The organism is Candidatus Thiodiazotropha endolucinida (genome assembly GCF_001715975.1).
Taxonomy (GTDB): domain Bacteria; phylum Pseudomonadota; class Gammaproteobacteria; order Chromatiales; family Chromatiaceae; genus Thiodiazotropha; species Thiodiazotropha endolucinida.
In genome coordinates this window covers 60,305-86,503 of record NZ_MARB01000001.1, presented here as the reverse complement: position 1 = coordinate 86,503, position 26,199 = coordinate 60,305, and the positions used below count along the sequence as shown (strand labels likewise).

Genomic DNA, 26,199 nt, shown 5'->3' with positions numbered 1-26,199 from the left:
TCCTCCTTTGGTGGATATATTCAGCGCGGCACCCCTGCCGCGCTTTTTTTTATCTTTTCAATTCCCCGTCAGGCGTCAGGAACATCGCATCGCCATAGCTGAAAAAACGGTAGCGCTTTTCAATCGCATGCTGATAGGCCTTCATGATGCGATCATATCCGGCAAAAGCCGCCACTAGCATCAACAGTGTTGATTGGGGCAGATGAAAGTTTGTGATCATTGCATCGACACTGCGAAACCGGTAACCCGGTTTGATGAAGAGTCGGGTATCATCCTGATAGGGCTCAATCGTTCCGTTACCCGAGGCCGCCTCCAGACTCCGCACGCATGTCGTGCCGACAGCAACCACACGTCCACCCCTTTCGCGTGTGTCAACAACCTTATTGCAGACTGCTTCGTCAACCTCGATATACTCCCTGTGCATGACATGCTCATCCAGGTTGCTCACCCTCACCGGTTGAAAGGTTCCGGCGCCCACATGCAGGGTCACAGTCGCAAGATCGACCCCCATATCCTTGAGCCTATCCAACATTTCATGGTCGAAATGCAAGCCCGCGGTGGGTGCGGCCACCGCACCGGGCTTCTGTGCGAAAACAGTTTGGTAACGCTCTACATCGACAGGTCTGTCGCTACGATCAATGTAAGGAGGTAATGGCATATGACCATGCTTATCCATCACATGGTAGAAGTCGTCGGTCATGGTTCGAAGCAAATACAGACCGCCTTCTCGTGCCGTGACCTCTACTGTGTGATCAGTGTCGACCAGTTTTATTTGAGAACCGGTCCTGGGTGATTTGCTGGCGCGAATATGCGCCATCGCCAACCCCGGCTCCAGGATACGTTCAATCAATATTTCGACCTTGCCACCGCTCAACTTATGTCCATAGAGCCGTGCGCGCATCACCCGCGTATCATTCAGCACCAACAGATCCCCTGGTTGTAGTAGCGAAGGAAGATCAGTGAACATCAGATCCTTCGGCCCCGTCTCCCCCTGTAACAATCCAAGCATGCGACTTCCGCTACGTTGCGCATGCGGAAACTGAGCGATAAGCCCCTCGGGTAAGTGGTAATCAAAGTCGGATAGCTGCATAGCGCGCGGATAGTAGCACGTCACGTGAATGCGGTGAATCATTCACTTTTCCGCAATCTGGCATTATTATCAACCGTTGGCCTTATTCTGAGTAAGGATTAGGGAGACATTCAGAACCTCGGTCACAAACTTTGGCAATTGAAAACACCATCGAAATTGCCGAGGTACATAGTATAGGGGGATTAGGATGATCATATGCAGGTTTCAGGCTCCATGCCGTACATTTCAATGGTTGGCTGTCCTGGTCTTTCCTCTTCTATCCGGTATAGCCCATAGCGAAATTATCCACCTGCAAACGGACAGCGGACTGACGATCAATGCGGAATACCTTGATACGACAAGCAGTGCCTCCCCTATACTCATACTGCATGGTTTTCTCCAGACAAGGGATTTCTTTACGGTACGCCGAATCGGCAATGCCCTGCATGAAGCCGGTTACAAGGTACTGCTGCCGAATCTATCCTTGGGCATCAATAATCGACGACAAAGCCTTGCTTGTGAAGCCGTTCATAACCACTCCATGCAGCAGGACACGAATGAGATCGCCCTTTGGGTGGATTGGCTCTACGATCAGACAGATCGTCCTGTTACCCTCATCGGTCATAGCGCCGGCAGTTTGAACCTGGTTTCCTATCTCGATGCCTATCCCGACTCTCCCATTGAGAAGAGCCTGCTGATTAGCCTGATCGCATTCCTTCAAGGTCCTGTTGCAAAGGAGAATGCGGCAGAGCGATTGCGTGCCGAGGCCGATCTGAATCGGAATGGAGTCAGAATAGAAAGATATCGGTTGGCATATTGTGATTACTACGCCACAACAGCAAAAAATTATCTTTCCTATCTTGCCTGGGACCCGCATCGAACACTCAAGGCGATTTCCGGTATGAAGATAAAACCCACTATAATATTCGGTGGCGGTGACGACCGTCTGGGTCCGGACTGGAAACCGCAGTTGCAGACACATCAGGCTGACATTGTAGAAATTGATGGGGCTAACCATTTTTTTGATCATGCATATGAATTTGATCTGCTTGATGGCATTGAAAAATCATTATGAGGGATTATAAACAGAGCAACTGTCCATGACGTTCAGACCAAAACCGCTATCCCTCAGTCTCTTCACGATACTCTTCGTGATGCTTTTTCTAATCCTGCTATTTACTCTCGGTAACCTCACTTATAGAGAGTTTGAGCAATTGGATAATAAATTTCGTATCGCCAATGAGCATAGCGCAGCGGCTGAAATCGAATCGGCATTATCCGAAGCCATCAGCCAGACCAGAGAAAAAACCCGCCAGCTGGCGGCTTGGGAGGAAGTTGGGCAACAGCTCAACAACCCAACCTTTTACAGTTATTGGTACCAATACAGGGCAAAAAACATCGAATATGTATCGGTCTACACGCTCGATGTTGCGATCTATGACCTCCATGGCAATATGCTCGCCCCCATGGACACCTCAATACTGCCCCGGAAGATAGATACCGATGGTATCGGTCACTACATTCAGGTTAATAATTTTGAACCGCTAATCGTGGTTATCATTCCGATGAAGGAATCGAACAGCGGAAAAAAACTGGGATATCTGGCCACTTTAAGCAACCTATTCCCAGTTCTTAAAGGCTTCAGCCACTTCAACCATATCAACCGAAACAGTATCAGGGTTACCATCGATGAGATCGATATGATATCGAGCCAATCTCTGTTGGAGTACATCGATTACAGGCTTACCAGCGACCCCTATGCACAAGCCATCAAGCCGGTCGTCAAGCAATCCTTGCTGCAGCTGGCCGGTACCGCGCTGATACTGACACTGTTGATCTTTCCATTGGCTGCCTGGCTTGTGAATCGTCCGATACTACAAATATCGCAACAGATCGATCAGTTGCAAAGCTCACCTCGAACAGCCGTTAAGCAACAAACAGTAAAACCACTGTTCATTAAGGAGCTGGATAAGATACAGACATCACTGTACGCCTACCACAACAGATTGAATCAGGCGAATTCGTACCTGGATCAGAAGACTCAAGAGTTGGATGATATCGTGCAGCATGATCCATTGACTGGCGTGATGAACCGTCGCGCCTTCGATAGTTACTGGAGGGAAGTGACCGATGTGTTCAAGCACAGTGCTGACGAGATCTGTCTGATACTGTTCGATATCAACCACTTCAAGGCACTTAACGACACTTATGGTCATCATACTGGTGATGAAGTATTAATCGCCGTCGCACAAACACTGAAGCATATATTGCACAGTCGGGATCAGCTGTTCAGACTCAGTGGCGATGAGTTTGCGACCATTCTCATGGGTATCCCGTCCCGCAAGGCCATGCAGATTGCCAAACAGTGTCATCTAGCCGTCATCAACTATCCCTTTGACAAGCTCGGCATCAATGAGCCTGTGCGGATAAGTATTGGCGTGGCGGACATAAAAGCGGAGAAAGGTGAAAACATCAATGCCCTGCATTGGCAGGCGGATATTGCGATACATTTTGCCAAACGCCCTGGCTATTCGAGTATTATCCGTTTCAAACCGGAGTTAGCGGAAAACGCTCGCGGCCTCTTTTCCAATCGTACCCACACTGCGGTCTACGAGGCTGTCACCCGTGGTACCGGACTTGTCATGCACTACCAACCGATTGTAGATCTGGAAAACGGCAAGCCCCAGTATTACGAAGCCCTGGTGCGAATAGTTCATGACGGGCAACTGATCATGCCCTCTCACATATTCCCGCTAGTCGAAGCACGAAGTCTCGATCTGGACCTTGATTTCCATGTTATTGAAAAGGCGATCAGCGACCTCCGGGAGGGGAGAATCCCAGTCAATACGGGGGTTTCAATCAATATCTCCGCTCCCGCCATCGTAGAGCATGAGCTGCTGCAACAGTTAGCGGCATTCAAGCCATTCATGGCCGATTATAAATTGCTGATAGAGATCACTGAAACCGCTCTCATCACCCAGCTCCAAACAGCCAGAAAGAACTTGGAAATCCTGCGTAACATGGGCTTTAGTATCGCCCTGGATGACTTCGGCAGCGGATACTCATCGCTGCGTTATCTGGGTGCCATGCCGGTCGATGTGGTCAAGTTTGATATCACCCTCACGCGGCTGGTCGACGATAGGGCGGACAACCTTATCCTAAACCACCTGGCGAAGATGATATCCGAATCCGGGCACTTACTGGTGGCGGAGGGTATTGAATCAGCCCAGATCGCGGAACAGCTCGCCAAGCTGGGGTTCCGCTATGGTCAGGGCTACTATTTCGGTCGGCCCGCACGGGCGATAGAGAAGACCGGCTCCTCCAAAGATTCCATCAATTATTCTGCATAGCCTCAAAAAATTAGGTATACTTTGCCGCTTCACGAAGCCGGGGTGGCGGAATTGGTAGACGCAGTGGATTCAAAATCCACCGGTAGCAATACCATGCGGGTTCAAGTCCCGCCCCCGGTACCATCTAAGAAAGAACTTTAACTTTCCATGTAAATTCTTGACCCCTAGTGGTGAAATGGCGCAGTCCCGATAACTGCTCTTGCAGATTGTAAATAACTGTACACACCATTTGCTCTCAGATAGTTCAATGCCTATAAATTGTAGAGGTATTGTGTATTTATCTGAACATCGATTTAGGAAATAATTTCCTTTTGAGAGAAGACAGGATCTTATTACTGTGCGGGGATGTGTATTCCAGGGACCGGGGTAAAGCCTCTGCCGCAATATCTTGAAAACCATCATCACAGCATGAAATCTAATATAGATAAAAGAATAGGCATGGGACCGATTCCCTCCGAACCCAAGTACTATCTCAAAAAAGAGCAGGTCAATGGACTCGCTGTCCTAAGGAAATTCGGCTGGCGAATCGTCTGTATCAGACGTCCATCCGTATTTGATACCACTACAATTCTATTGAACAAACACACCAACAAGTTGGGAGTTCTCGGCAGTGACGGCATACTCCGATTGACGAACAATATTAAGATTCGAGATAACAGCAAAAAAAAGAGAACGACTGATCGTAAACAAACGCAACCCTTGCAGTTCCGCAAAACCCTTAGATAGATAAAGACAGCATACCGAATAACGTCACTGCCGCTTGGTGGTTCCAAAACCATGGAATCGACAGAACAGGCCCTGGCAGAGGCGCTTTGCCCCCTTTCGTAGACCATATCCGCTCCAACAATCATTAATGATAATCATTTTTATTTATGCAGGCAATTGTGAGCGGATGTCGTCAAACCATTATGAGATCAGATCTCGATGACACCGGATTCATGTCTGGCATTGGCACTCGAAGCAACTTTGTAGGGCAAGCCCATTTATCGGCTTTTCCACCTATCGCATATATATAGATTTTAGGTGTCTGTTCTGTTCAAATGTTAAGGCTGTAGTTCATGAGTGGTTGAATGGATGGCGACGGCATCCAGGCCAGCCTAAAATTCAGATAATAAGAGAGTATGACAAGTCCGGATTCCAAATTACCCGATGAGTATACACAGGACGCGGAGAGACTGACGCGCTCCGACAAACTGCGTGTGGCATTAGAGATAGCCATTGCCGCGCTGATACTCGCTGCTATCTACTACTTCTTTGCACCGGAAGAAGAGATCGATCTGGCGCCTCCTCTGGAGGAGAGTCAGATCGACCCCATTATTAGGGCTCAGATCGACTCAGCCAAGGAGCAGACTGCCCCGGTTGAAGATGAGGCCGATACCGCTGAAGAAACTGAAATCGCGGATCACCCTTCACCCTCGGAAAACACTGCAATTGAAGCAGAATCCGCTGCCATTGAGTTCGCCGAAGGGGGATCGGCCCGCGCATTAATATCTAGCTTACGCTCTGGTGAAACCGCCTTAAATCCAAAACAAATCCTTAGCCAGGCGACTGCATACCAGAATGAAGGGAAGTTGACAGACGCATATCTATTGCTTTTTTATGCTGCACGCGAAGGAGATGCTACAGCAGCCTTTACACTGGCTAGCATGCACGACCCGAACCATTTTGCCGAAGGCAACTCTTTACTAGAAATTCCTGATGCATATCAGGCACATAAATGGTATTCGGCAGCAGCTGACAAGGGCTTGGTCAAGGCGAATGAACGGCTCAACAGGTTGAGAAAGACCACCGAAGAGCAAGCTAAAAAAGGGGATCTTGCAGCAAAGCGACTTTTATTGAACTGGCAGTAGCTCGCATTCAAGGATAAAACGATGGCCACCCTGAAATCGATCCTCACTCTATTGATCTGTATTCTCTTCCCTTCCTTACTCCAGGGAGCTGCGCAACAACACCCCCTGCTCATGGAGGGGAAGCAGGCCCTCTACCAGCGAGTCCTGAGTAAGCCAGGCGCTCATTTTTATAAGGAAATACAACAGACTAAGGGTGATCCTGCCACACCATTCAGCGTCTTCTATGTGTATAAGCGAAAGATCGAGAATGGCTCTACTACCTGGTTACAACTCGGCCATAATCGGCACGGTGAAATAGCCGGTTGGATGCCGGAAACCAACACCATTCCCTGGAATCAAGGTTTGACTGTCGCGTTTCGCGACCCTTTGGGGAACGATCGTGTCCTTCTTTTCAATGAGAAAGCGAAACTGAAGGCGCTGATAAGCAGTGATGATAAAGAAAAATATCAGCAACTGTATCAGGCTGCCGAGTCGGGCGAACTTGATACAAACTCACCGGTGATTGCAATCCAGCCAAGGACCCATGTCGATATTTTGAAGGATTTCTACCTGGTGCCCATCCGGGACCATGAGGATATCTATATCGGAAACGAACAGGCACGTATGCTGCAAGTTTCCAGCGTACCGCTCCTGCCGCCCCCCGCTGTTCAAGAAAAGGCACCCCGCGCAGAGAAACACGAGATAGAGAGTGACAAAATCATTAAACCTTTCCGCTCCGCCGTGGTGTTCGTCATTGACTCCACTCTCTCAATGGATCCCTATATCGACCGTACGCGCGAAGCGGTGCGTAAAATCTATGACACGATAACCAAAGAGGATCTGACTGGAGATGTGAGCTTCGGCTTAATCGCGTTTCGCGACAATCCGCAGGCCGTTCCGGGGTTGGGATATTTGACACAGACCTATGTCGATCTCCGGCAGGGACAGGATGCAGACGGATTTTTCAACCAGGTCTCATCACTCAAAGCCGCTACCGTATCCAGCCGCGATTTCAATGAAGACAGCTATGCCGGTGTCAACGAGGCTATCGCAGGTATCGATTGGCAGGAACAGGATGCCCGCTATGTTGTTCTGATCACAGATGCAGGCCCCCGAGAGGCGGGTGATCCACTCTCCGGCACCGGCATGTCGAGCGCATCGCTTCGCCAGCTGGCCCAGGACAAAGGTATAGCACTCTCGGTCTTGCACCTTTTAACGCCAAGCATCATGGCGGATCACACAAAGGCAGAAGAGACCTATCGTGATCTCTCATATTATCCTGGCATCGGCAGTTTCTACTTCGGTGTCGAAACAGGTGATGTTGAACGATTCGGCAGAGTTCTGGATGCCCTGGCCAAGCAGATCACCGAGCAGGTCAAACTGGCCGCCCTGGCGGCGGCCGGGAAGAGTATGGCTATGGAACGCCAGGCCAGGGAAAACCAGACAACACAAGATGAAGAAACCGATCAGTTGGCCCAATTCCAGGCAAAGGTTGCCAAACTGGGCTATGCCCTGCGTATGCGTTATCTTCAACAAAAAGACAAGCGGCAGATCCCCAACGTGTTCAATGCCTGGTTGGTCGATCGGGATATCAACGAGCCACAGAGACAAACCCTCGATGTACGCGTACTCCTGACTCGCGACCAGCTCAGTGATCTGCACAGCATCATGCACCAGGTTCTCATTACAGCCGAAGAGGGCCTGCTATCTCCACGCACCTTCCTCAACGATCTGAAGAGTCTTGCCGCCACGATCGCCCGGGACCCGGAACAACTTGGAACGACAACGCGAGTGACCGGCGCGCGCGAAGGCAATCTGGCGGACATGGGTTTTATGCGGGAATATATAGAGGACCTACCGTACACCGGTGAAGTGATGAATCTATCCTTGGAGAATTGGCAGGACTGGCCGGCCCGGGATCAGATCAGATTCATCAATCGCTTGGAAGAGAAGATAAACTACTACCAGGTATTGCATGATCATACAGACCTTTGGGTTTCACTGGACGGAGGACCGATTTCCGGTGACTCCGTCTTCCCAATCGCCTTGGAAATGTTGCCCTAGTTCTCCTTCATCGTGGAACTGGAGGAGTACCCGATTTGACGACCACTGTTATCCACCCGGGCGCAACGCTGACCGGTGAAAAGGTACTCATCTATCATTTGCGTGATGTAGTAAAGACTCGAGAAGCCGAAGGCAGTGCATTCCGTCTACGCGTACCGAGCCTGCAGATCGCGCTGGGAGAGAAAATAGCGCTCATTGGTGAAAGTGGCTGTGGCAAGAGCACCCTGCTGGATATGCTCTCGATGACACTGAAACCGAGCAATATCGGGTCATTTCGTTTCAGACCGGAGCGGGGCGCAGAGCCGGTCGATATTTCAGCGCTATGGCAGAAGAATCAACTCAACAAACTGGGTGATCTTCGTCGTTTGCGGATCGGTTATGTCATGCAGACAGGCGGGCTGCTGCCCTATCTGACGGTTCGGGAAAATATCAATCTCTCCCGTCGCCTGCTCGATATGCAGGATGATGGATTGGTCGACGAGCTGGCGAATGACCTGGGTATACACAGACATCTGAACAAGCTGCCACATATGCTCTCTGTCGGTGAACGTCAACGGGTTGCCATTGGTCGCGCCCTGGCTCATCGGCCGGCCATCGTAATTGCCGACGAACCCACTGCATCGCTCGATCCCATTGCAGCCGAACGCATAATGTCACTGTTCATCGAACTTGTGGATGAACTTCATATCACAGTCATTCTGGCCAGTCATGCATGGCGTCACATCAACCGGTTGGGACTCCGTCACCTGGAACACCACACTCATAGAGAGGCAGATGGATCGATGACTGAAACTGTTGTGAGTGGCTGATGCGTCATCGATTTAAGGATATCATCTGGCTGGCCGGTCGTGATTACCGCAACGAATGGCAAATGTCGAGCTTCTTCATCATCGCCCTGGCGGCAGTGCTTGGGCCGATGATGATCCTCTATGGTCTAAAATTCGGCATCGTTGGCAGCATGCTCAACAACCTTATAGAGGACCCACGCAACAGGGAGGTACGACCTATCGGCAGTGGCCGCTATGACAGCGCCTGGATCGAACAACTGCAAGCAAGGGAGGAGATCGACTTTATTGTGCCGCGCACCCGCGCCATCGCCGCCACCATCGACCTGAAGAGCCAAGCAGCCAAGCGCATCGTCTCAGTTGAAATGATCCCGACAGGTCCAGGCGATCCACTTCTGAAAGCACGAACCATTCCAGAGAACCTGCGACAGATTGTGCTCTCGGAAAAAGCCGCACAAAGACTTAAGGTAAAGACGGGCGATGAGATCAATGGCAGCCTGTCACGCCGATACAAGGGGCGTAGTGAAAGGGTGCACGTCACACTCCAGGTAGTCGATGTAGCGCGACACGCCAGCTTTACCCGTGACGGCGCCTTCACCAACCTGAGTCTGCTGGAGGCTGCAGAGGACTTCCGCGATGGTCGCGCGGTCCCGGTTTTCGGTTGGAGCGGCACAAATACTGCAAACAAGGAGCGTACCTATCCCAGCTTCCGCCTCTATACACGCTCCATCTATGACGTCGCACCAATCAGTGATGCACTGCAAAAATTGGGGATTGAAGTGAATACCCGGGCTGCTGACATCGATATCGTGCGTAGTATGGATCAGAATCTGAGCCTGGTTTTTTGGTTGATCGCACTCATCGGACTTATTGGTTTCTCCTTCTCTTTGGGCGCCAGTCTGTGGGCAAATGTCGACCGAAAGCGAAAAGAGTTGAGCGTCCTTCGGCTGGTCGGTTTTCGTACTGGGGAGATAATCTGGTTTCCGGTTTTACAATCGGCATTCACCGCTTTCTTCGGGTGGCTGACAGCATCACTGATCTATCTGGCTGTCAGTTTCACTATCAACGGATTATTCATGTCACAGACCGAGGATGGTGAGACAATCTGCAGATTGCTACCTGACCACTTTCTTGTCGCCCTACTTCTGACGCTGGGGTCATCGATTATTGCCGCATCACTTGCAGGTTACCGTGCAGCAAGCGTGGAACCATCGGAAGGGTTGAGAGAGATTTAGAGGTCCACCTCAAACTTGTAGTGATCCTATACCCACTACCACGTAAAGCAACGCAATAGGGAAGGACGAACTCAGGCCCGTGAAGATCTCTCACCACGGGCCTGTTGAATAGTTTTTAGTGCATTATGGAGCGTTAGATTTTCCGCCTTGCACTGAAAGCGATGAACCCAAGCAAAGCAGAACCGAACAACCAAGCCGCAGCAGGAAGCGGTACGGCCGATATTGTAAGATCGTAGTCGGAGTAAATTTTGCTATCGAGCGCATTCAAGGCGAAACCTGAGAGTGTAAATACGTAACTGCCCTTAGCCAAGCTCAAACTTTCCGAAAACACCGGTCCAAGATGAAAATTCGCACCATCATTCGTGTTTGTCAGCAACATTTCATCTGCCGCCATCCCGGTATGAGATCCAGAAAAGATAAGTGATAGCCCGGAAGTAGCAATATCAAAGTGAATAACATCCGTAAAAATTCCAGAATATGGCGACGGATTGTAAGTGTCTCCATTCTCTGTAAAAGTACCGGCATCCATGACTGTTCCGCCAAACACACTCGTTGAAACAATGCCGGCCATCAATGCCAATGTGCAGAATAACCTTTTCATGATCCTCGTCCTTTAAGCCCGTGAAATAAACTCCCAAATCTCATCATAGATTGTAATAGCAGGTTTGCGACTGAAACAACATAAAAATCCTAACAACTGCACAAAAAGGCCACATTTAACAATTATTTTACAACTGCAATTTAGATCACACATTAATCTTCTAGTGTTTAATTAATTGTTCGAGAATTAAACTGACAATGGAACCGGATATGGCAGGTTATGCCGCAGATCTACATCCGACCGGCCTGCGCCACCATTCACATTTAAAATGTCATAGTTAGGGATGAAGAAATAAACATTGATCAATAAATAACATTTTAAGTGAAGTTAAACCAATAGTTTAAAATCAAATACTATCGAGAGAATTTCATCCTGTTGCAAGCCAAAAAATGAAGAGTATTAGCGACACAAAACTTACTACAATAAATGCATGGAATACCATTCGTTTCGTACTTTTCATGTCTTCGCCGCCTCTTCGATCATTTATCCATTGAGGCACAGGTTCATTGAACATATCCGGGCAATCCTCAATCGTTATAGAAGGCAGTTCATCGGCAGCATCTGAAGAGATTCGAATCTTACGTTTATCATTAACTGACATCCACCAGACACCACCCCACTGATGTTCACTATTGGAATCGCGCGATTCTCGCCTCTTCTGCCTTGAATTTTGTTCGAACTCAGCTGTTAATATTTCACCTGATGAATGAGTGGCTTGATTCATTGCTCCATTGGACACGGATGATGGGCCAGGACTGCCCCACTCCATCCATTCCGTATCCGGCATATCCAAATCTTCCAGTGAGAGGTCGAATTCATCGAACTCTTGCTCCGCTTCGTGAACAAAAATTGCAGCATCATGTATTGCCGTAGAATCGTCAATGGCTGATTGTTTAATGGATGACCCGACCATTTCACCGGAGCATAGCTCAACTGCCGGTGTATTACCGTGTTCGCAAGGGAGTATTGAGACATCTTGTAACGGTTTTATGGGTATATACTTTTCTTTTAAAGAATCTATTGTTTCATTTGAATGTAGTTTCAATCGACCCTCATCGATCAACAACTCTGCAACCGACAAAACATCACCAATACTTATCTGATGCCTGTTTTCTAATGCGGTGACCAACAACAACCGACTCATTAAATGATTGATGAGCCGTGGTAGTCCCTGAGTGACATCATAGATGATTGAATAAACTAATCTCTCAATGACGGGATCACGCCTCCATCCCACCCGGTGAAGCCTGTGTTTTATATAACCTTCAGTCTGCTCAGCAGTCATGTTTTTCATTTCGCACACTGCAGAGACCCTTTGCTGTATGTGTTCGATACCTGCTCCTTCAATCGACTCCCATAACTCGGGATTGCCTATCAGGACCAGCTGAAGAACCGAGTGCCACTCCTGTTGCAGATCGGACAATAGCTCCAACTCTGCCGGTGTATTCTGTGTAAGAATGTGGGCCTCATCAAGAAACAATATCAATCGCTTGTCTGTATAGTGCAGGTCTTTCAGACGCTGATGAATGGAAGACAGCAATGTCGCTCTATTGTATTCCTCTGCCGGCATACCCGATTCAAGCGCTATCTTCCTAAGTAACTCTTCCGCTGACAACTGCCCCATCATTAGATTAATGGCACTAAACTTATTTGGATCAAGCTTTGAGATGATATCTCTGCATAAGATTGTTTTACCGGTTCCGGGAGGCCCGGTTAACAAGAGAATACCTTCACCCTGCTTCAGTGCATATGTTATGCAATCAGCGGTTCGCTCATAATTGCTGTGGGCATAGCAGAATTGTTCGTCAGCACATAAACGGAAGGGTGTCTCATTAAATCCATATAATGATTCGTACATCTTTGTCACTCAACTTCATGATTGCCCGCTGTCACAACCAAGTGTTTCAATCTCAGCAAGAGAAGCGATAACGTCGGATACTGGCCGGAAAATCAATGTTGACGGACAAGGGCTAGTAGTCACGACTGTAATCAATAAGTAAATAACAGCGTTTTTTATTAGGGTTCGATGATGTCAGACCGAATGGATAGCGCTGAGTCGCCTGACGAGTTCATGACTCAGGCAACATAATGTCAGAAAAAAATCCATTTTACACTCATAAACCACCAAGTTACTGGGAGCATTTTGCAGGTCACTCGATACGGTCTCTTGCTCAACATCAATGCAGCCGGCAACTATTCCCAGACAAGCAGAATATAACACCAACAGTTAAATAAAAAAAACCTGCTGCAGGTCAATCATGCAGCAGGTTTTACTGGAAAGTAATTTGTGTCGCAGCAAATTGCGACGATCTATTTCTTGATCAATTCACAGCAGTCTTCATTACGATATTGGAATAACTACTCATGTTATTCTGCTGATCGTATACGGATACCGCCACATAGTAATCTCCAAGATCCAGGTTATCCAACACGTAGGTAGTCCTATCACCTTCATTGATGTCGGCAACCATCTGTAGATTATTTCTCGTGGTACCAACATAGACACAAAATCCTTGAATCTCTGACAGGTTGAGGGCCGAACCATCAGTACGGGTTGTCGGTGCGACCCACCTCAGCGAAATTGAACCGGTCACCGGCGCTGTGGCATCCGGGTTCACGGTAACTGCAAATGCATTCAAGCTGTCCTCATCGGTGCCATCTGAAACAGTAATGACAATATTGTTGTAGTCACCTACATCATCAGCTGTTGGTGAACCGCTTAAGGTACCTGTCTGGTTGTTGAATTGGGCCCAGGCAGGCAGATTAGTGACGGAGAAAGTCAGGTTGTCATTGTCGCTGTCCGTTGCGCTTGGCGTAAAGGAGTAGGACTCACCTGCATTCACACTGTTTGTCGGATTGCCGGTGATTACAGGTGCCTGGTTGTCGCTGTCTGACTGCTGCGCATCTGTACAACGGCTGTTGGACGTAAAAAATTGTACCGGGCTGGCCTGAGTATATCGTGCTTGAACCGTGAAGCAGTGCTGAACGCTGAGGTCCAGGCCCTGAACGGTTGCCGTAGTGCCTGTTGTACTGCTCAGGTCTTTTGAATTTACACCATTGATGAATATATTGTATCCGCCTTGCGGAACGTCATTGGCCTGACTCCAACTAAGGATGACATCGTCACCGGACACCGCAGCGGTTGTTAAAGACGCGGCACCGAACACCTCGGCAGGCTCAGGGGTATTGGTCGTCGGTGCAGGCCTTACTGGAGTTGATGTAACAGGTGTCGACGTTGCAGGTGGCTTTGTGGTAGTGGTCGGCTCTTCAATCGATGTAGCGCCGTTTTTCGGAGGCGGTATGACGATTGTTTCGCTACCATTGGAGACAGCTGTTTCCTGATCAGGTATGTTGGCTACCTGATCAGACTCAGTCACAGCACTTCCACCACCACATGCACTGAGAATGATACTCAATGTTATTGCTGAAAAAGCCGCCTGGTGTAATCTCATTTCGATGCCTCAGTATTGTAATTCCTGGAATAGATTACGGCAGACCCATGGATGACCTGAGGAACTGGATCACAGATCAACATGACCTTATTCACAATACCGGACAGCTAATTACAACCAATTGATTTAATTAAAAAAATATATTTAGTTTAATCCCAAATCCGGGTGGCTGGATTGCTCGAAAAATAGCTGAATGATTCTCTTTCCGAGTTTGATATTACCAAGCAAAATAATCAGGATAGTCCCAATAAAAAAACTGGGCTCATTTGACAAGTCAGCATCCTGCCAAAACAGCGATCAACAATCCGAATTTAGCCGCCGCAACCTGTGCAGGGATCAATTACCGCAACCTCGCCAGGGGGGTATCACTTGATGCCGAATGGATTCGACACTTATACTCAGCAGCGTTTTTTAATTCGATAACAATAGGCAACGCAGTATGACGACTCCAAGTTTCAACCCACCCGTCCGTACGCTCATGGGCCCCGGCCCTTCCGATGTACACCCCCGCATACTCGAGGCACTGTCACGCCCGACCATCGGCCATCTGGATCCGGTATTTGTCGAGATGATGGAGCAGACCAAGGGATTGCTTCAGTATGCGTTCCAGACCGAAAACCAGCTGACAATGCCGGTTTCGGCACCAGGATCGGCAGGCATGGAGACCTGTTTTGTCAACCTGGTCGAACCTGGCGACAAGGTCATCGTGTGCCAAAATGGTGTCTTCGGCGGCCGCATGAAAGAGAATGTGGAACGTTGCGGCGGGACTCCGATCATGGTCGAGGATGAGTGGGGCAAAGCTGTCGATCTGGCAAAGGTCGAAGCGGCTCTCGAACAAAACAGCGATGCTGCGATTCTTGCCTTTGTCCACGCCGAGACCTCAACCGGCGCCCGTTCAGATACTAAGGAACTGGTGGAACTTGCTCATCGCCATGACTGCCTTACGATCGTGGACAGTGTCACTTCCCTCGGTGGTTGTGAACTAAAAGTCGATGAATGGGGAATCGATTCAATCTATTCGGGAACTCAGAAATGCCTCTCCTGTACACCGGGCATTGCACCCGTCAGCTTCAACAAACGTGCTTTGGAAAAGGTACGCAACCGCAGCAGCAAGGTACAGAGCTGGTTTCTCGACCTGAATCTGGTGATGGGATACTGGGGTAGTGGTCAAAAGCGAGCCTATCACCATACCGCACCGGTAAATGCACTGTATGGCTTACATGAAGCACTCTGCATACTCCAGGATGAGGGATTGGAAAACGCCTGGATGCGACATAACAAGATGCACAATGCTTTGAAGGCTGGCCTCGAAGCCATGGGTCTTACTTTTATCGTGGACGAGGCGCATCGTCTGCCCCAGCTGAATGCGGTTTCCATTCCCGAAGGCGTCGACGATGCAATTGTGAGAAGCCGGTTACTCAGTGAGTACAACCTGGAGATCGGCGCCGGCCTGGGTGCCTTGGCTGGCAAGGTTTGGCGTATCGGTTTGATGGGGCATAGTGCCCGAGCGGAAAATATTCTGTTGTGCGTGGGTGCTTTGGAGGCCGTACTGAGCGATATGAACGCACCGATAAATACAGGTGCTGCCCTGGGCCGCGTCCAGCAAGCGCTCTAGTACTTAGTGCCTGTTAAAGCTAAGTGATAGTCGAAGAAATCCCACTGCTGCTCGAGCCCGAGCAGCTGCAAAACCTGCTCGGAATGGAGGGCTTGGTGGTCATCGATTTATGCAAAGAGACCACCTATGCCCAACTCCATATTCCAGGGGCGATACATCTGGCCTACAGCCGGATAGTGGCCAGCGATCATCCCGCGCATGGCTTGCTGCCTGATGCCGATACACTGGCACGGACACTCTCTGACCTCGGCATCGGTAATGACAGTCATGTCGTAGCTTATGATGATGAAGGTGGCGGCAATGCCTCGCGCTTGTTGTGGACGCTGGAGGCGATGGGACACGGGCACTATTCGCTGTTGAACGGAGGACTGCACGCCTGGGCCAATGAGGGTCATGCCTGCAGTCGCGAATTATCACCGCCCGCAACTGCCGATTTCACCGCAGTACCCGGTACGGATACAGTCGCCACCGTCGACTATATAATCAAACGTCTCGGTGAGCCTGACTTCGCCCTCTGGGACGCGCGCAGCTGGAACGAGTATTCCGGTATCTCACGCTTCTCCAGGCATCCGGGGCATATTCCGGGAGCGGTCAACCTCGACTGGTTGGAGGTCATGGATCGCGATCGAAACCTGCGCTTAAAGGCGGACGAAGCGCTGCGGACACGGCTCAACCAATTGGGACTGGAGCAAGATAAAGAGATCGTCGTTTACTGCCAGACTCACCATCGCTCATCTCTCGCCTGGTTCGTTCTGCGCCATCTGGGTTACCAGCACTGCAGGGGCTACCCGGGTTCATGGTCAGAATGGGGTAACAGTGACGATACACCTAAAGCCATGCCATGAGACGGCCATCCAGTAAACAGCGCCGGGCAGTCATATTGATTCTGGCGCTGATCACATTTTCAGTCGCCTATTATGCTGGCCATACACAAAAGCAACACACCAGGACATTACCCCAAATCGACGGTGTTTTGATCAATCCCCCACTCCCGGTACCGCCAGTCGATCTCAACAATCAGCAGGGTGAACCCTTTTCCCTCAGCGATCTGCAAGGTCATTGGAGCCTGTTGATGCTTGATCCCGGTCCAGGAAAAATCTCCTCGATCGCACTCACCAGACTGATTCAGGTACATAATCGCCTGGCGGCGGATCCTGATCTGCAACAGCAGATTCACTATTTCTACCTGCCCGGAAACAAGATCGAAGAAAAGGCGATATCATTCGCATCGCTGTCAGACAACTTCCAGGCCTTGCATGGAGACAAGCAAGAGGTGGACATCGTCTTTACCGCCTTCGGCGACGCCGACAACGAAACGGAATATACACTCTACCTGATTGGGCCGGACGCGAAACTGCATGCCCTGTTTACCCGGAACAACAATACCGCTACTATCGCTGAGGATCTCAATAACCTGATCGATGCAGCGCAGTAACGCTATGAATCAATCCGATACAGCTAAGGACACCGGCAAAAAGATTGCGCAATCCTTGTTCGTGGCTCTGCAATATCTGTTACCACACCATCTGCTCTCCTCCTTGATGCACAGCATTGCCCGTATCGAGCTGAAACCGGTGAAAGATCTTCTCATCCGTCAGGTGATCAAATGGTACAAGGTTGATATGCAGGAGGCGTTGGAGAGTGATCCTGCCCAATACAGGAGTTTCAACGATTTCTTCACCCGCGCATTGCATCCCGATGCACGGCCGGTCACCCAATCGGACAATCAGGTCGCCTCGCCTGCTGACGGTACACTCAGTCAGTCGGGCGATATCGAGGCGGGATTCCTATTTCAGGCAAAGGAACACGACTACTCGCTACTCGAGCTGCTGGGCGGCGATGCGGAGATGAACCGCCTGTTCGAAGACGGCAACTTCGCCACAATCTACCTTTCTCCGCGCGACTATCACCGTCTGCACATGCCTGCCAGCGGAAAATTGAAGCGTATGCTCCACGTCCCCGGACGTCTGTTCAGCGTCAATGCGACCACCTGCGAGAAGGTACCCAGACTGTTTGCCAGGAATGAACGGGTGATCTCTCTTTTCGAGACCGATTTCGGCCCCATGGCGATAATCCTTGTCGGTGCTATTTTTGTCTCCAGCATCGAGACTGTCTGGGCCGGCACCATCACCCCCCTCCAACAACGGGTAAACAGTTGGGACTACGAACCCTCCGCCACACCTGTCAGTGTCGAACTGGAGAAAGGCGATGAGATGGGGCGCTTCAACATGGGCTCCACGGTGATACTGCTGTTCGCCAAGGATGCCATCGAGTGGCATGACGATTTCATTGCGGACAGCCCCGTTAGAATGGGCGAGGCGATCGCCACTGCTACCGGTGGGGAGTCATAGCCCCATTATCACCTGTTACGGTTTCACGGCCTGGTCGCCTCGATCGTTGCCGAAACCACATACTCCTCGATCCCGCGTCCCGGTGCCCAATCACGGATAAATTCTCGGGATTCGTCCTTGGGTTCGATCTTGATATCTGTAAACCCTGCCGCGTCCATAAAATCCTCCAACTCCTCGATCAACGACGCATTACCCATGCATCCGGAGACCAGTTGAGGATCGTTTCTCATCTCTTGCGGTATTTCGACGGTGGCAACCACGTCGGAGATGGCCAGGCGCCCCCCTGGTTTGAGTATCCTGAAGGCCTCCCGGAATACCCTGCCCTTATCCGGTGAAAGATTAATGACGCAATTGGAGATGATCACATCCGCACTGCTATCTGCAATCGGCAGGGCCTCGATTTCACCCAACCTGAACTCGACATTCTTATATTTGCCGCGTAAGGCGTTATTACGTGCCTTGGACAACATATCGGGCGTCATATCCACACCGATCACATGACCCGCATCACCCACTTCGGAGGCCGCCAGGAAGCAGTCAAATCCGCCGCCGGAACCCAGATCGACCACCACTTCGCCCGTTTGCAAAGCGGCGATCGCCTTCGGATTGCCACATCCCAAGCCCATATCGGCACCACTCGGCACTTTGGCAAGATCGTCCCGGCTGTAGCCCAGACGGGTTGAGATCAGGGTGTTGATCGCCGTATCGTCCGAGACGCCGCAACAACTCGATTCGACACCGCAGCAGCCATTCGAATTGCTGGCCAACGCCACTTCCGCGTAGGCCTTGCGCACTTCCTGACGATGGCTGTCCTGGAGATCGGTCAATGATACTTCAGGTGCACTGTTGTTTGTTAAATCTGGCATCACGCTCTCCACTATTCTCTGATTCTGTTTGCGGAATGAAAAATTCCGACAGTTTGTCCAATACCCCTGGATCGATCCAGCAATTGACACGCTTACCCTGCCGCTCCATCTCAATCAAACCCGCATAGTGGAGTGCTTTCAAATGATGCGACAGGGTAGAAGGCGCAATCTGCATACCCTCGCCCAGCTGCCCGACGCTGAAGCTGATCGCCTGCTCCAGATCGCAGCGGGTGCCAGGCTGACAGCAGCGACTCAATCGCTGAAAAAGAAGCAAACGGTGGGGGTTACCCAATGCTTTAAACATCTCCGCAAGCTGCTTGTCATTAGATCTAATATTCGACATATTTCGAAATATAAAACAATATCCGCTAAATTTCAAATCACGGCTTGGAACAAACCATTATCCGTCTCAGCGCAAAACGGCAAACGGCGATCTAGTTACAGGCTTCTGAATTGATTCGAATGAATACCGGCAGACTCATGACCATGAACGGAAAGGCCCGGTGTCGAGATGGATGAAATTGGATTTTGGATAGTAACCGACACCACCCGCCTTCATGGCGACGGCACGATCCCGCAGTGTCTTAAGATCGCAGCCACAGAGCCGGATATCGATTGCCTTACCCTGCATATGCAGACTCCGCTTCGCCACTCCTCCGCTCTTGTTGCGCAGCATCTTGTTTGTTTTAGGCGAGCGGTAGGCGGAGATGATTTCGAATTCACCCTGAGTGCCGACAGCCTGCTGCAGCTGGTAGAGCATGTCCAGAAGCACCCTATCCATACGGGTTGACTCCCCAGTGCGATGATCCCTGAGCAGACGGTCGAGAATCTGCAGACGATCGACCTGGTATTCTCCATCTCGCCAATAGGTCACCGTTTCCCTCTCCCCCGTATGGGTATGACGAAACGCCAGCGTGCGGTTCTCACCCGCGGCGAGCACCAACAAGGGCGACGACATCAACAGGCCTGTCATTGATGCGCAGTTACGCAGAAAGCGACGTCTGCTGAAACTGGGATTGTCGTTGGGAGTCATCAGTGTTGGCGGCATGGATGCGGCTATCCTTGGATGGGAAAAGTAACACTATTGTCGGCAGAGACCGAACAAAATCCACGCGCAGGTTAACAAATTCAGGCGGGGTAAAGCCAACCCTGTGACTCGAATCACATGAATGCAAGGCAGAATGCCTTAACTGTCGGGTATAGGGCCAGGGCTGATCGGATCAGTGTTTGCAGGCCCTAGAGCGAGGGATTCTCCGCCCTGCTCTCATAATGAGCGGTTACATGCTCAATCCCTTCACCCATCACCAGCATTAAAGCGGTATCTCTTTGATAGATGTCGGGCCGAAAATGGATATCTCCCGCAGCGTCCACCCAACTGGTGAAGTAGGTAAGGTAGACCGGCATCGGTTTGGCGAGCGGAGCCATCTGGGTTTCACCGCTGCGCAGGGCTTGCTGCAACCAAACATTCTGTGGCTGCTCTGCGTACTCTACCAGCAGTTGAGCCAACTGATCAGCTGCCTCAACCCTGACACACCCAGAGCTGTAGGCCCGATTCGGCCGCTCGAACAGGCCGCGGGCAGGGGTGTCATGGAGATAGATCTGGTGCGCATTGGGCATATGAAATTTAATCCGCCCAAGACTGTTGCTGTTGCCTGCATCCTGTCTCAAGACAAAGGGAAAATTGTTTTCATGATAGTTTGCCCAATCGATTCCGACCGGATCGATCTCGCCCCATTCTCCCTCTGAACGCTCATAGACGCGAATCTGTTTACGCGCCAGATACTCATTGTCCTGCTGCAGCTGCGGCAGTATATCCTGCACCGCGATGCTACGGGGCACAGTCCACAATGGATTCATAACCAGATGTGTCACTTTGCTGCTGAACGAGGGCGTTTGTCGCTCCTGCCTGCCGTTCACTGTGCGCTTGTGAAACAAGACCTGGTCCCGATTCATGAGAGAAATCTCAAATCCCGCTGTATTGACCATCAGGTGCTGCGGCTCCAGTTCATGAGGCAGCCAGCGCCAGCGTTCAAGATTCGCCCGTATTTGTGCGATGCGTGTCTCCACCGGATCATTTAGGGCTCGTAGGGTGGCAGACCCCACGATGCCATCCGGCACCAACCCAAGACGCCGCTGAAATCGTTTAACCGCCTTCGCCAGAGTGGTATCGAAATAGTTTGGATCGGGTATCATTTCTCCTGTCCGGCTCGATTCCCCTTGTAACCGCTGCCTGAGGAGTGCAACTGCAGGATCCGAATCACCCAGCCTTAAACTGTCATCGAGGTGGAGGGTCAACCAGCCCCCTTTGGCTTGGATGTCGCGATACTTTGCAAGCGCATCCTTCAGCTGCAGATAGGCGCTGTTGTTTGGTCGAAGGGCGTTGAGTAACTGTTCCAGTGCACCGGCGGAGAGTGCAGACGACAAGGCATCGACCGGATCGAAACTCTCGTTTGGAAACATCCAGAAAGGATCGAGCGACTGTGCATCATATCGTCCCAATCGCAGGTCTCTGGCCAGCCTGAGATAGCCGTCGCTGAGCAGCAGCTCTCGATTGACCATGACTTCCGGTGACGGGTCGAAGACCAACCCACGCAGATGATCCAGATGGTAATCATCGGCATTCAATCCATCCAGCTCCGCGTTTGCCAGCCAACGAAAGAGTTGTCTACCCTGCTCAGTCAGTTCGCCTTCATGATGCCAAATGAATCGATGTCGCTGCTTGTCATAAAGACGCTCTATCTGTGGCCAATCGATTGCCAGCCCACCCTCCAGCGCCGTTTCAATCGGTACCACAAGCAACTCAGCCGCTGGTCTGATAGCGACAACGCCGGCCGCTTCGCCTCGGCCGATAAACAGGCAGAGAAGAATGTTAATCCAGTATCTGCTTTTACCTTTCAACATACTCCTAAACATTCGAAGCCATTGTTGGTATGGGCAGTAGCGGGGTCGATATGATAAAGATCACGCCATGCCCTGAAGTATCTGCAGCCGAAGACTCAAACCATCGACTGCCTCTATAGCTTAAGCTTAGGTCCGGTATCGGAGATAAGACAGGTTTACCCCCTACTATTCATGGTTAGAGTCTAATCAGGAGAAATCAGATAATGAGTAAAAAATAGTTAAATCTGCAGTAAAGAGAGCAATATGGGAAACAACTTCCCACGCATTGAATAGCGATCGATGCCAAGCACCCGTCCACCCAGTGAGCGGGTCGATTATCGTGATAATTTCAAGCCCGGCCGATATCGAATGTAACCACCTGGCGTATGTCGTGTGTGCCGGTCAAAACCATTAACAGGCGATCCAGACCCAAGGCAACGCCCGAACACTCCGGCATCCCTGCCACCAGCGCATCAAGCAGGGCTTCATCCATTGGCACTTCCGCTTGCCGGGAAGATCCACGTCGGCGATTGTCCTCGTTGAATCGCTTTCGCTGCAGACCGGCATTGGTCAGTTCCTGAAACCCGTTGGCAATCTCCATTCCGCCTATATAGAGTTCGAAGCGTTCCGCTACCGGATATCTATCCTCCCGCACCTGTGCCAAGGCTGCCTGACTCGCGGGATAGTCATACAGGAAAGTCATTCCGTGCTGACCCAGCTGGGGTTCGATCAAATGACTCAGCAGCAGGTCGAGCCAGCCGTCACGACCCTCGATAGCAAGCTGCTCCGCACCAGAAATACCCTGATCTACGGCACATTGCCGCAAATGATCGAGATCGGCCGCATGGGGATTCATTCCGAGCCAACGCTCGAATGCCTGGGCATAGGTCAGTTTTTCGGTCTGCAGCGGCCGCGCTGTCAATCTGTTGATCAGATTGGCCACCTCATCCATCAGCTGATGATAATCGAGACCCGGTCGATACCATTCCAGAAGTGAAAATTCCGGATTGTGGCGCCGGCCAAGCTCACCGTTACGGAACACCTTACAGATCTGATAGATCGGACCGCTGCCTGCCGCCAACAACCGCTTCATGGGGAATTCTGGGGAGGTATGCAGATAAAGATCGAGACCCTGAACCGCCTCGGGGCCGGTATAACGGGTATTGAAACTCTCTATTGCAGGGTCCGTTGCGGCGAAGCGCGAACAGACCGGTGTCTCCACCTCGATCACACCGATCTGATCAAAGAATCGACGGATATGGCTCAGCATCTCCGCCCTGGCCCGAATCATCTCAACGGAGGCGGAAGGTCGCCAATCGTCCGTTTGGGCCATTAAACCGGTCAGTCTTCCTTGGCACGTGAGACATACTCACCGCTGCGGGTATCCACCTTGATTGCCTCGCCGATCTGGACGAACAGCGGCACACGCACCACGGCCCCGGTCTCTAAGGTGGCCGGCTTGCCGCCACTCCCTGAGGTGTCCCCTTTAAGTCCCGGGTCGGTGTCGGTGATGTTCAGGATCACGAATTTAGGCGGTTCGACAATAATCGGGGCACCATTCCACAGGGTCACCAGACAGACATCCTGCTCCTTCAACCATTTGGCACTCTCCGCAACTGCAGCCTGATCGGCGCTCACCTGTTCGTAACTATCCGGATCCATGAAGTGCCAGAATTCGCCATCATTGTAGAGATACTGCATTTCAGTCTCATGCACATCGGCCCCTTCAACCGATTCACCCGATTTGAAGGTCTTTTCCAACACCCGGCCAGTCTTCAGGTTGCGTATCTTGACCCGATTGAAGGCCTGACCTTTGCCAGGCTTTACGAATTCGTTTTCAATAATGGAGCAGGGATCCCCATCCAGCATGATTTTCAGGCCACCCTTAAACTCATTGGTGCTATAACTAGCCATGACATCCTCACGAAACATATCAATTGCGGCGCACATCATACCTGAGACTGAGTCCTGTGTGCAGGCACCAGGGTGGCGAAAGGCCCTCGCCGACGGTTTCACCGACGTACCCAGTCTGCTCGAATATCTACAGATCGAACCGTCGGCAGTCTCCGATCACATCCGGGCCAGTAGGCAATTCTCACTGCGGGTGCCCAAAGTTTTCGCCACACTGATGCGTAAGGGCGATCCTGATGACCCACTACTGCTGCAAGTTCTCCCAAGTGCCGGCGAGATGGATCTGGCCGACGGATTCAGCACCGACCCGGTGGGGGATCACATGGCCGGGCAAAGCCCCGGGCTGTTACAGAAGTATCATGGCCGTATCCTGATCATCACCACCGGGGCATGCGCAGTCCATTGCCGCTACTGCTTTCGCCGGCACTACCCCTATACCGGCGCTACGGCTATCAACAGTCAATGGCGCCACATCATCGACTATCTTGAGGCCAATCCTGCGATTGAGGAGGTCATCCTGAGCGGCGGAGACCCATTGATGATCAGTGACGACAAACTCGAGCGATGGTTGGCGCAGCTTGAAGCGCTACCACAGATCAAACGCTTGCGCATTCACACCCGCTTACCGGTGGTCCTGCCCCAACGTATCACAACTGAGTTGCTTAGCGTTTTGAAGCGTTGCCCCATCAACAAGGTGATGGTAATCCATGCCAATCACCCCAATGAGCTGTCGCCCGCTGTCGCAGAGGGAATGAAAAGGGTGGCGGCGTCGGACGTCACCCTATTGAATCAGTCGGTCTTACTGAAAGGCGTGAACGATCACTGCGATACCCTGGTCAGGCTCAGCAATCGCCTTTTTGAGATTGGTGTTCTGCCCTATTACCTGCACCTGCTCGACCGGGTTGAGGGCGCCGCCCATTTTGAGCTGGAGAAGACGGCCATCCTGAGACTGCAGCAACAGTTGATGACCGAACTGCCAGGCTATCTGATGCCGAGAATGGTGCGTGAGATAGCCGGTGTGCTGTATAAGACACCCATACAGATTTGCCCGCTTTAGGGTCTCACCCCTCACCACCCAGCGACTCCATGGGCCAGCGGGAGCGGACCGAAAACCTAAGCGCCTCGGATTCCCCGGCCAATAGGCGCCGGCAGCCGGCATAAGCGATCATGGCGCCGTTATCGGTACAAAACTTGGGACGGGGATAGTAGGCAGCCCCCTCTTCACCCGCCATCATCACATCGATCCGCTGACGCAATCGTCGATTGGCGCTGACCCCACCGGCCAGCACCAGCGTCTTGATGCCACATTGCCTGACAGCCCTGCGACACTTGAGCAAAAGGGTGTCGACCACCGCCTCTTCAAAAGCGCGTGCTATATCGGCCCGGGTCTGAACCGACAGGGCGCCCCCCTCCTCACGCTCGGCCCGCTGGATGGTATTCAGGGCAAAGGTCTTCAAACCGCTGAAACTGAAGTCGAGGCCGGGTCTGTCGATCATCGGCCGGGGAAAATGAAAGCGCTCAGGATCGCCCTGCTCAGCCAGTTTCGCCAGTTCCGGTCCCCCGGGATAGGGTAATCCCAAGAGCTTTGCAGTCTTATCGAAGGCCTCGCCGGCCGCATCGTCCAGGGTATCCCCGAGCAGTCGGTATCGACCCATACCTTCCACCTCCACCAACTGGGTGTGCCCACCGGATACCAGCATCGCAATGAAGGGAAAGGCCGGCGGATCAGGCTCAAGCATGGGCGCCAGAAGATGGCCTTCCATATGGTGCACGCCAATCGCCGGGATACCCCAGGACCAGGCCATGCTCCGCCCCACCGATGCACCTACCAGCAAGGCGCCCACCAGACCCGGACCCGCGGTGTAGGCCACACCGTCCAGTGAAGCAGCCTCGATCCCGGCATCCTGAAACAGCTGCCGGACCAACGGTAAAAGCTTGCGCACATGGTCCCTGGATGCCAATTCCGGCACCACACCACCATAATCGGCATGCAGATCGACCTGGCTGTGCAGGGCATGAGCCAGCAGACCCTTTTCACTGTCGTAAACGGCCACGCCGGTCTCATCACAGGATGTTTCTATACCTAATACCCGCATATTTGTACCACTTTTTGCTGTAAAATAGCCCTATACCTTTGCAAACCGGGGTGGCTATGAGTAGAATCTCCGCCTTTCGACCGGTCGAGAAGCTT

At 51.4% G+C, this 26,199-nt stretch carries 23 protein-coding genes and 1 tRNA gene; 13 read left to right on the top strand and 11 right to left on the bottom strand.

Going from position 1 to position 26,199, the window contains the following annotated elements; all coding sequences use genetic code 11:
- Nucleotides 1-49: 49 nt before the first annotated feature.
- Complete coding sequence (queA, locus tag CODIS_RS00400; RefSeq protein WP_069120142.1) at nt 50-1,090, bottom strand: tRNA preQ1(34) S-adenosylmethionine ribosyltransferase-isomerase QueA; 1,041 nt, start codon at nt 1,088-1,090, stop codon at nt 50-52.
- Nucleotides 1,091-1,277: 187 nt separating this feature from the next.
- On the opposite strand from queA, the gene CODIS_RS00395 reads away from it, so the two are divergent.
- The 8 genes from CODIS_RS00395 to CODIS_RS00360 all read left to right on the top strand — a co-directional run bounded on the left by CODIS_RS00395 (nt 1,278) and on the right by CODIS_RS00360 (nt 10,332).
- Entirely contained in the window at nt 1,278-2,144 is an 867-nt protein-coding gene (locus CODIS_RS00395; protein ID WP_069120138.1) for an alpha/beta hydrolase, read from the top strand.
- A gap of 25 nt (nt 2,145-2,169) precedes the next feature.
- Nucleotides 2,170-4,419, top strand: coding sequence for a bifunctional diguanylate cyclase/phosphodiesterase (locus CODIS_RS00390; RefSeq protein WP_069120134.1), 2,250 nt, complete (start codon nt 2,170-2,172; stop codon nt 4,417-4,419).
- A gap of 36 nt (nt 4,420-4,455) precedes the next feature.
- Nucleotides 4,456-4,542: transfer RNA gene (locus CODIS_RS00385), tRNA-Leu, on the top strand.
- 285 nt (nt 4,543-4,827) lie between these two features.
- Nucleotides 4,828-5,145, top strand: a complete 318-nt coding sequence (locus tag CODIS_RS00380) for a hypothetical protein (protein WP_154722952.1) — start codon at nt 4,828-4,830, stop codon at nt 5,143-5,145.
- Between the two features lie 395 nt (nt 5,146-5,540).
- The gene (locus CODIS_RS00375; RefSeq protein ID WP_069120127.1) at nt 5,541-6,269 is read left to right on the top strand and encodes a hypothetical protein; all 729 of its coding nucleotides are present in this window, start codon (nt 5,541-5,543) and stop codon (nt 6,267-6,269) included.
- A gap of 21 nt (nt 6,270-6,290) precedes the next feature.
- A complete protein-coding gene (locus tag CODIS_RS00370; protein ID WP_069120117.1) occupies nt 6,291-8,312 on the top strand; it encodes a vWA domain-containing protein in 2,022 nt (673 codons plus the stop codon).
- A 35-nt stretch (nt 8,313-8,347) separates the two neighbouring features.
- A complete protein-coding gene (locus CODIS_RS00365) occupies nt 8,348-9,121 on the top strand; it encodes an ABC transporter ATP-binding protein (protein ID WP_083220447.1) in 774 nt (257 codons plus the stop codon).
- Nucleotides 9,121-10,332 carry an ABC transporter permease gene (locus tag CODIS_RS00360; RefSeq protein ID WP_069120099.1) on the top strand — a complete coding sequence of 404 codons (1,212 nt, stop codon included), beginning with the start codon at nt 9,121-9,123 and terminating at the stop codon, nt 10,330-10,332. Before CODIS_RS00365 ends, CODIS_RS00360 begins: the two co-directional genes overlap by 1 nt.
- 133 nt (nt 10,333-10,465) lie before the next feature.
- On the opposite strand, the gene CODIS_RS00355 is transcribed toward CODIS_RS00360, so the two are convergent.
- The 3 genes from CODIS_RS00355 to CODIS_RS00345 all read right to left on the bottom strand — a co-directional run bounded on the left by CODIS_RS00355 (nt 10,466) and on the right by CODIS_RS00345 (nt 14,310).
- Nucleotides 10,466-10,933, bottom strand: a complete 468-nt coding sequence (locus tag CODIS_RS00355) for a VPLPA-CTERM sorting domain-containing protein (RefSeq protein ID WP_154722951.1) — start codon at nt 10,931-10,933, stop codon at nt 10,466-10,468.
- Between the two features lie 367 nt (nt 10,934-11,300).
- Nucleotides 11,301-12,791 (bottom strand): ExeA family protein, encoded by a 1,491-nt coding sequence (locus tag CODIS_RS00350; protein WP_069120091.1) that lies wholly within the window; start codon nt 12,789-12,791, stop codon nt 11,301-11,303.
- A gap of 463 nt (nt 12,792-13,254) precedes the next feature.
- A complete protein-coding gene (locus CODIS_RS00345) occupies nt 13,255-14,310 on the bottom strand; it encodes a putative Ig domain-containing protein (protein WP_162420058.1) in 1,056 nt (351 codons plus the stop codon).
- 514 nt (nt 14,311-14,824) lie between these two features.
- On the opposite strand from CODIS_RS00345, the gene CODIS_RS00340 reads away from it, so the two are divergent.
- From CODIS_RS00340 to asd, 4 genes are read left to right on the top strand one after another with little or no spacing between them, the layout of a single operon-like run.
- Nucleotides 14,825-16,000, top strand: a complete 1,176-nt coding sequence (locus CODIS_RS00340; protein WP_083220446.1) for a pyridoxal-phosphate-dependent aminotransferase family protein — start codon at nt 14,825-14,827, stop codon at nt 15,998-16,000.
- A 23-nt stretch (nt 16,001-16,023) separates the two neighbouring features.
- Nucleotides 16,024-16,845, top strand: a complete 822-nt coding sequence (locus CODIS_RS00335) for a sulfurtransferase (protein WP_154722950.1) — start codon at nt 16,024-16,026, stop codon at nt 16,843-16,845.
- Entirely contained in the window at nt 16,842-17,435 is a 594-nt protein-coding gene (locus tag CODIS_RS00330) for an SCO family protein (protein ID WP_069120076.1), read from the top strand. The genes CODIS_RS00335 and CODIS_RS00330 overlap by 4 nt, the downstream gene beginning before the upstream one ends.
- 4 nt (nt 17,436-17,439) lie before the next feature.
- Nucleotides 17,440-18,351, top strand: a complete 912-nt coding sequence (asd, locus tag CODIS_RS00325; RefSeq protein ID WP_201258992.1) for an archaetidylserine decarboxylase — start codon at nt 17,440-17,442, stop codon at nt 18,349-18,351.
- Nucleotides 18,352-18,374: 23 nt separating this feature from the next.
- Here the strand turns inward: asd and CODIS_RS00320 are convergent, their stop codons facing one another.
- From CODIS_RS00320 to efp, 6 genes are all read right to left on the bottom strand, one after another.
- Complete coding sequence (locus CODIS_RS00320; RefSeq protein ID WP_201258991.1) at nt 18,375-19,217, bottom strand: arsenite methyltransferase; 843 nt, start codon at nt 19,215-19,217, stop codon at nt 18,375-18,377.
- A complete protein-coding gene (locus CODIS_RS00315) occupies nt 19,186-19,521 on the bottom strand; it encodes an ArsR/SmtB family transcription factor (RefSeq protein ID WP_162420056.1) in 336 nt (111 codons plus the stop codon). The genes CODIS_RS00320 and CODIS_RS00315 overlap by 32 nt, the downstream gene beginning before the upstream one ends.
- Before the next feature lie 174 nt (nt 19,522-19,695).
- A complete protein-coding gene (gene mepK / locus CODIS_RS00310) occupies nt 19,696-20,265 on the bottom strand; it encodes a peptidoglycan L,D-endopeptidase MepK (protein WP_069120072.1) in 570 nt (189 codons plus the stop codon).
- Nucleotides 20,266-20,453: 188 nt separating this feature from the next.
- A complete protein-coding gene (locus tag CODIS_RS00305; protein ID WP_069120066.1) occupies nt 20,454-22,118 on the bottom strand; it encodes a L,D-transpeptidase family protein in 1,665 nt (554 codons plus the stop codon).
- A 328-nt stretch (nt 22,119-22,446) separates the two neighbouring features.
- Nucleotides 22,447-23,430: an EF-P lysine aminoacylase EpmA gene (epmA, locus tag CODIS_RS00300; protein ID WP_069120062.1), complete on the bottom strand. Its 984-nt coding sequence runs from the start codon at nt 23,428-23,430 to the stop codon at nt 22,447-22,449.
- An 8-nt stretch (nt 23,431-23,438) separates the two neighbouring features.
- Nucleotides 23,439-24,011: an elongation factor P gene (gene efp, locus CODIS_RS00295; protein ID WP_069120840.1), complete on the bottom strand. Its 573-nt coding sequence runs from the start codon at nt 24,009-24,011 to the stop codon at nt 23,439-23,441.
- On the opposite strand from efp, the gene epmB reads away from it, so the two are divergent.
- Nucleotides 24,010-25,065, top strand: coding sequence for an EF-P beta-lysylation protein EpmB (gene epmB / locus CODIS_RS00290; protein ID WP_083220443.1), 1,056 nt, complete (start codon nt 24,010-24,012; stop codon nt 25,063-25,065). The two genes, efp and epmB, sit on opposite strands and share 2 nt — an antisense overlap.
- A gap of 4 nt (nt 25,066-25,069) precedes the next feature.
- On the opposite strand, the gene tsaD is transcribed toward epmB, so the two are convergent.
- Complete coding sequence (tsaD, locus tag CODIS_RS00285; RefSeq protein WP_069120055.1) at nt 25,070-26,104, bottom strand: tRNA (adenosine(37)-N6)-threonylcarbamoyltransferase complex transferase subunit TsaD; 1,035 nt, start codon at nt 26,102-26,104, stop codon at nt 25,070-25,072.
- Nucleotides 26,105-26,199: the final 95 nt, after the last annotated feature.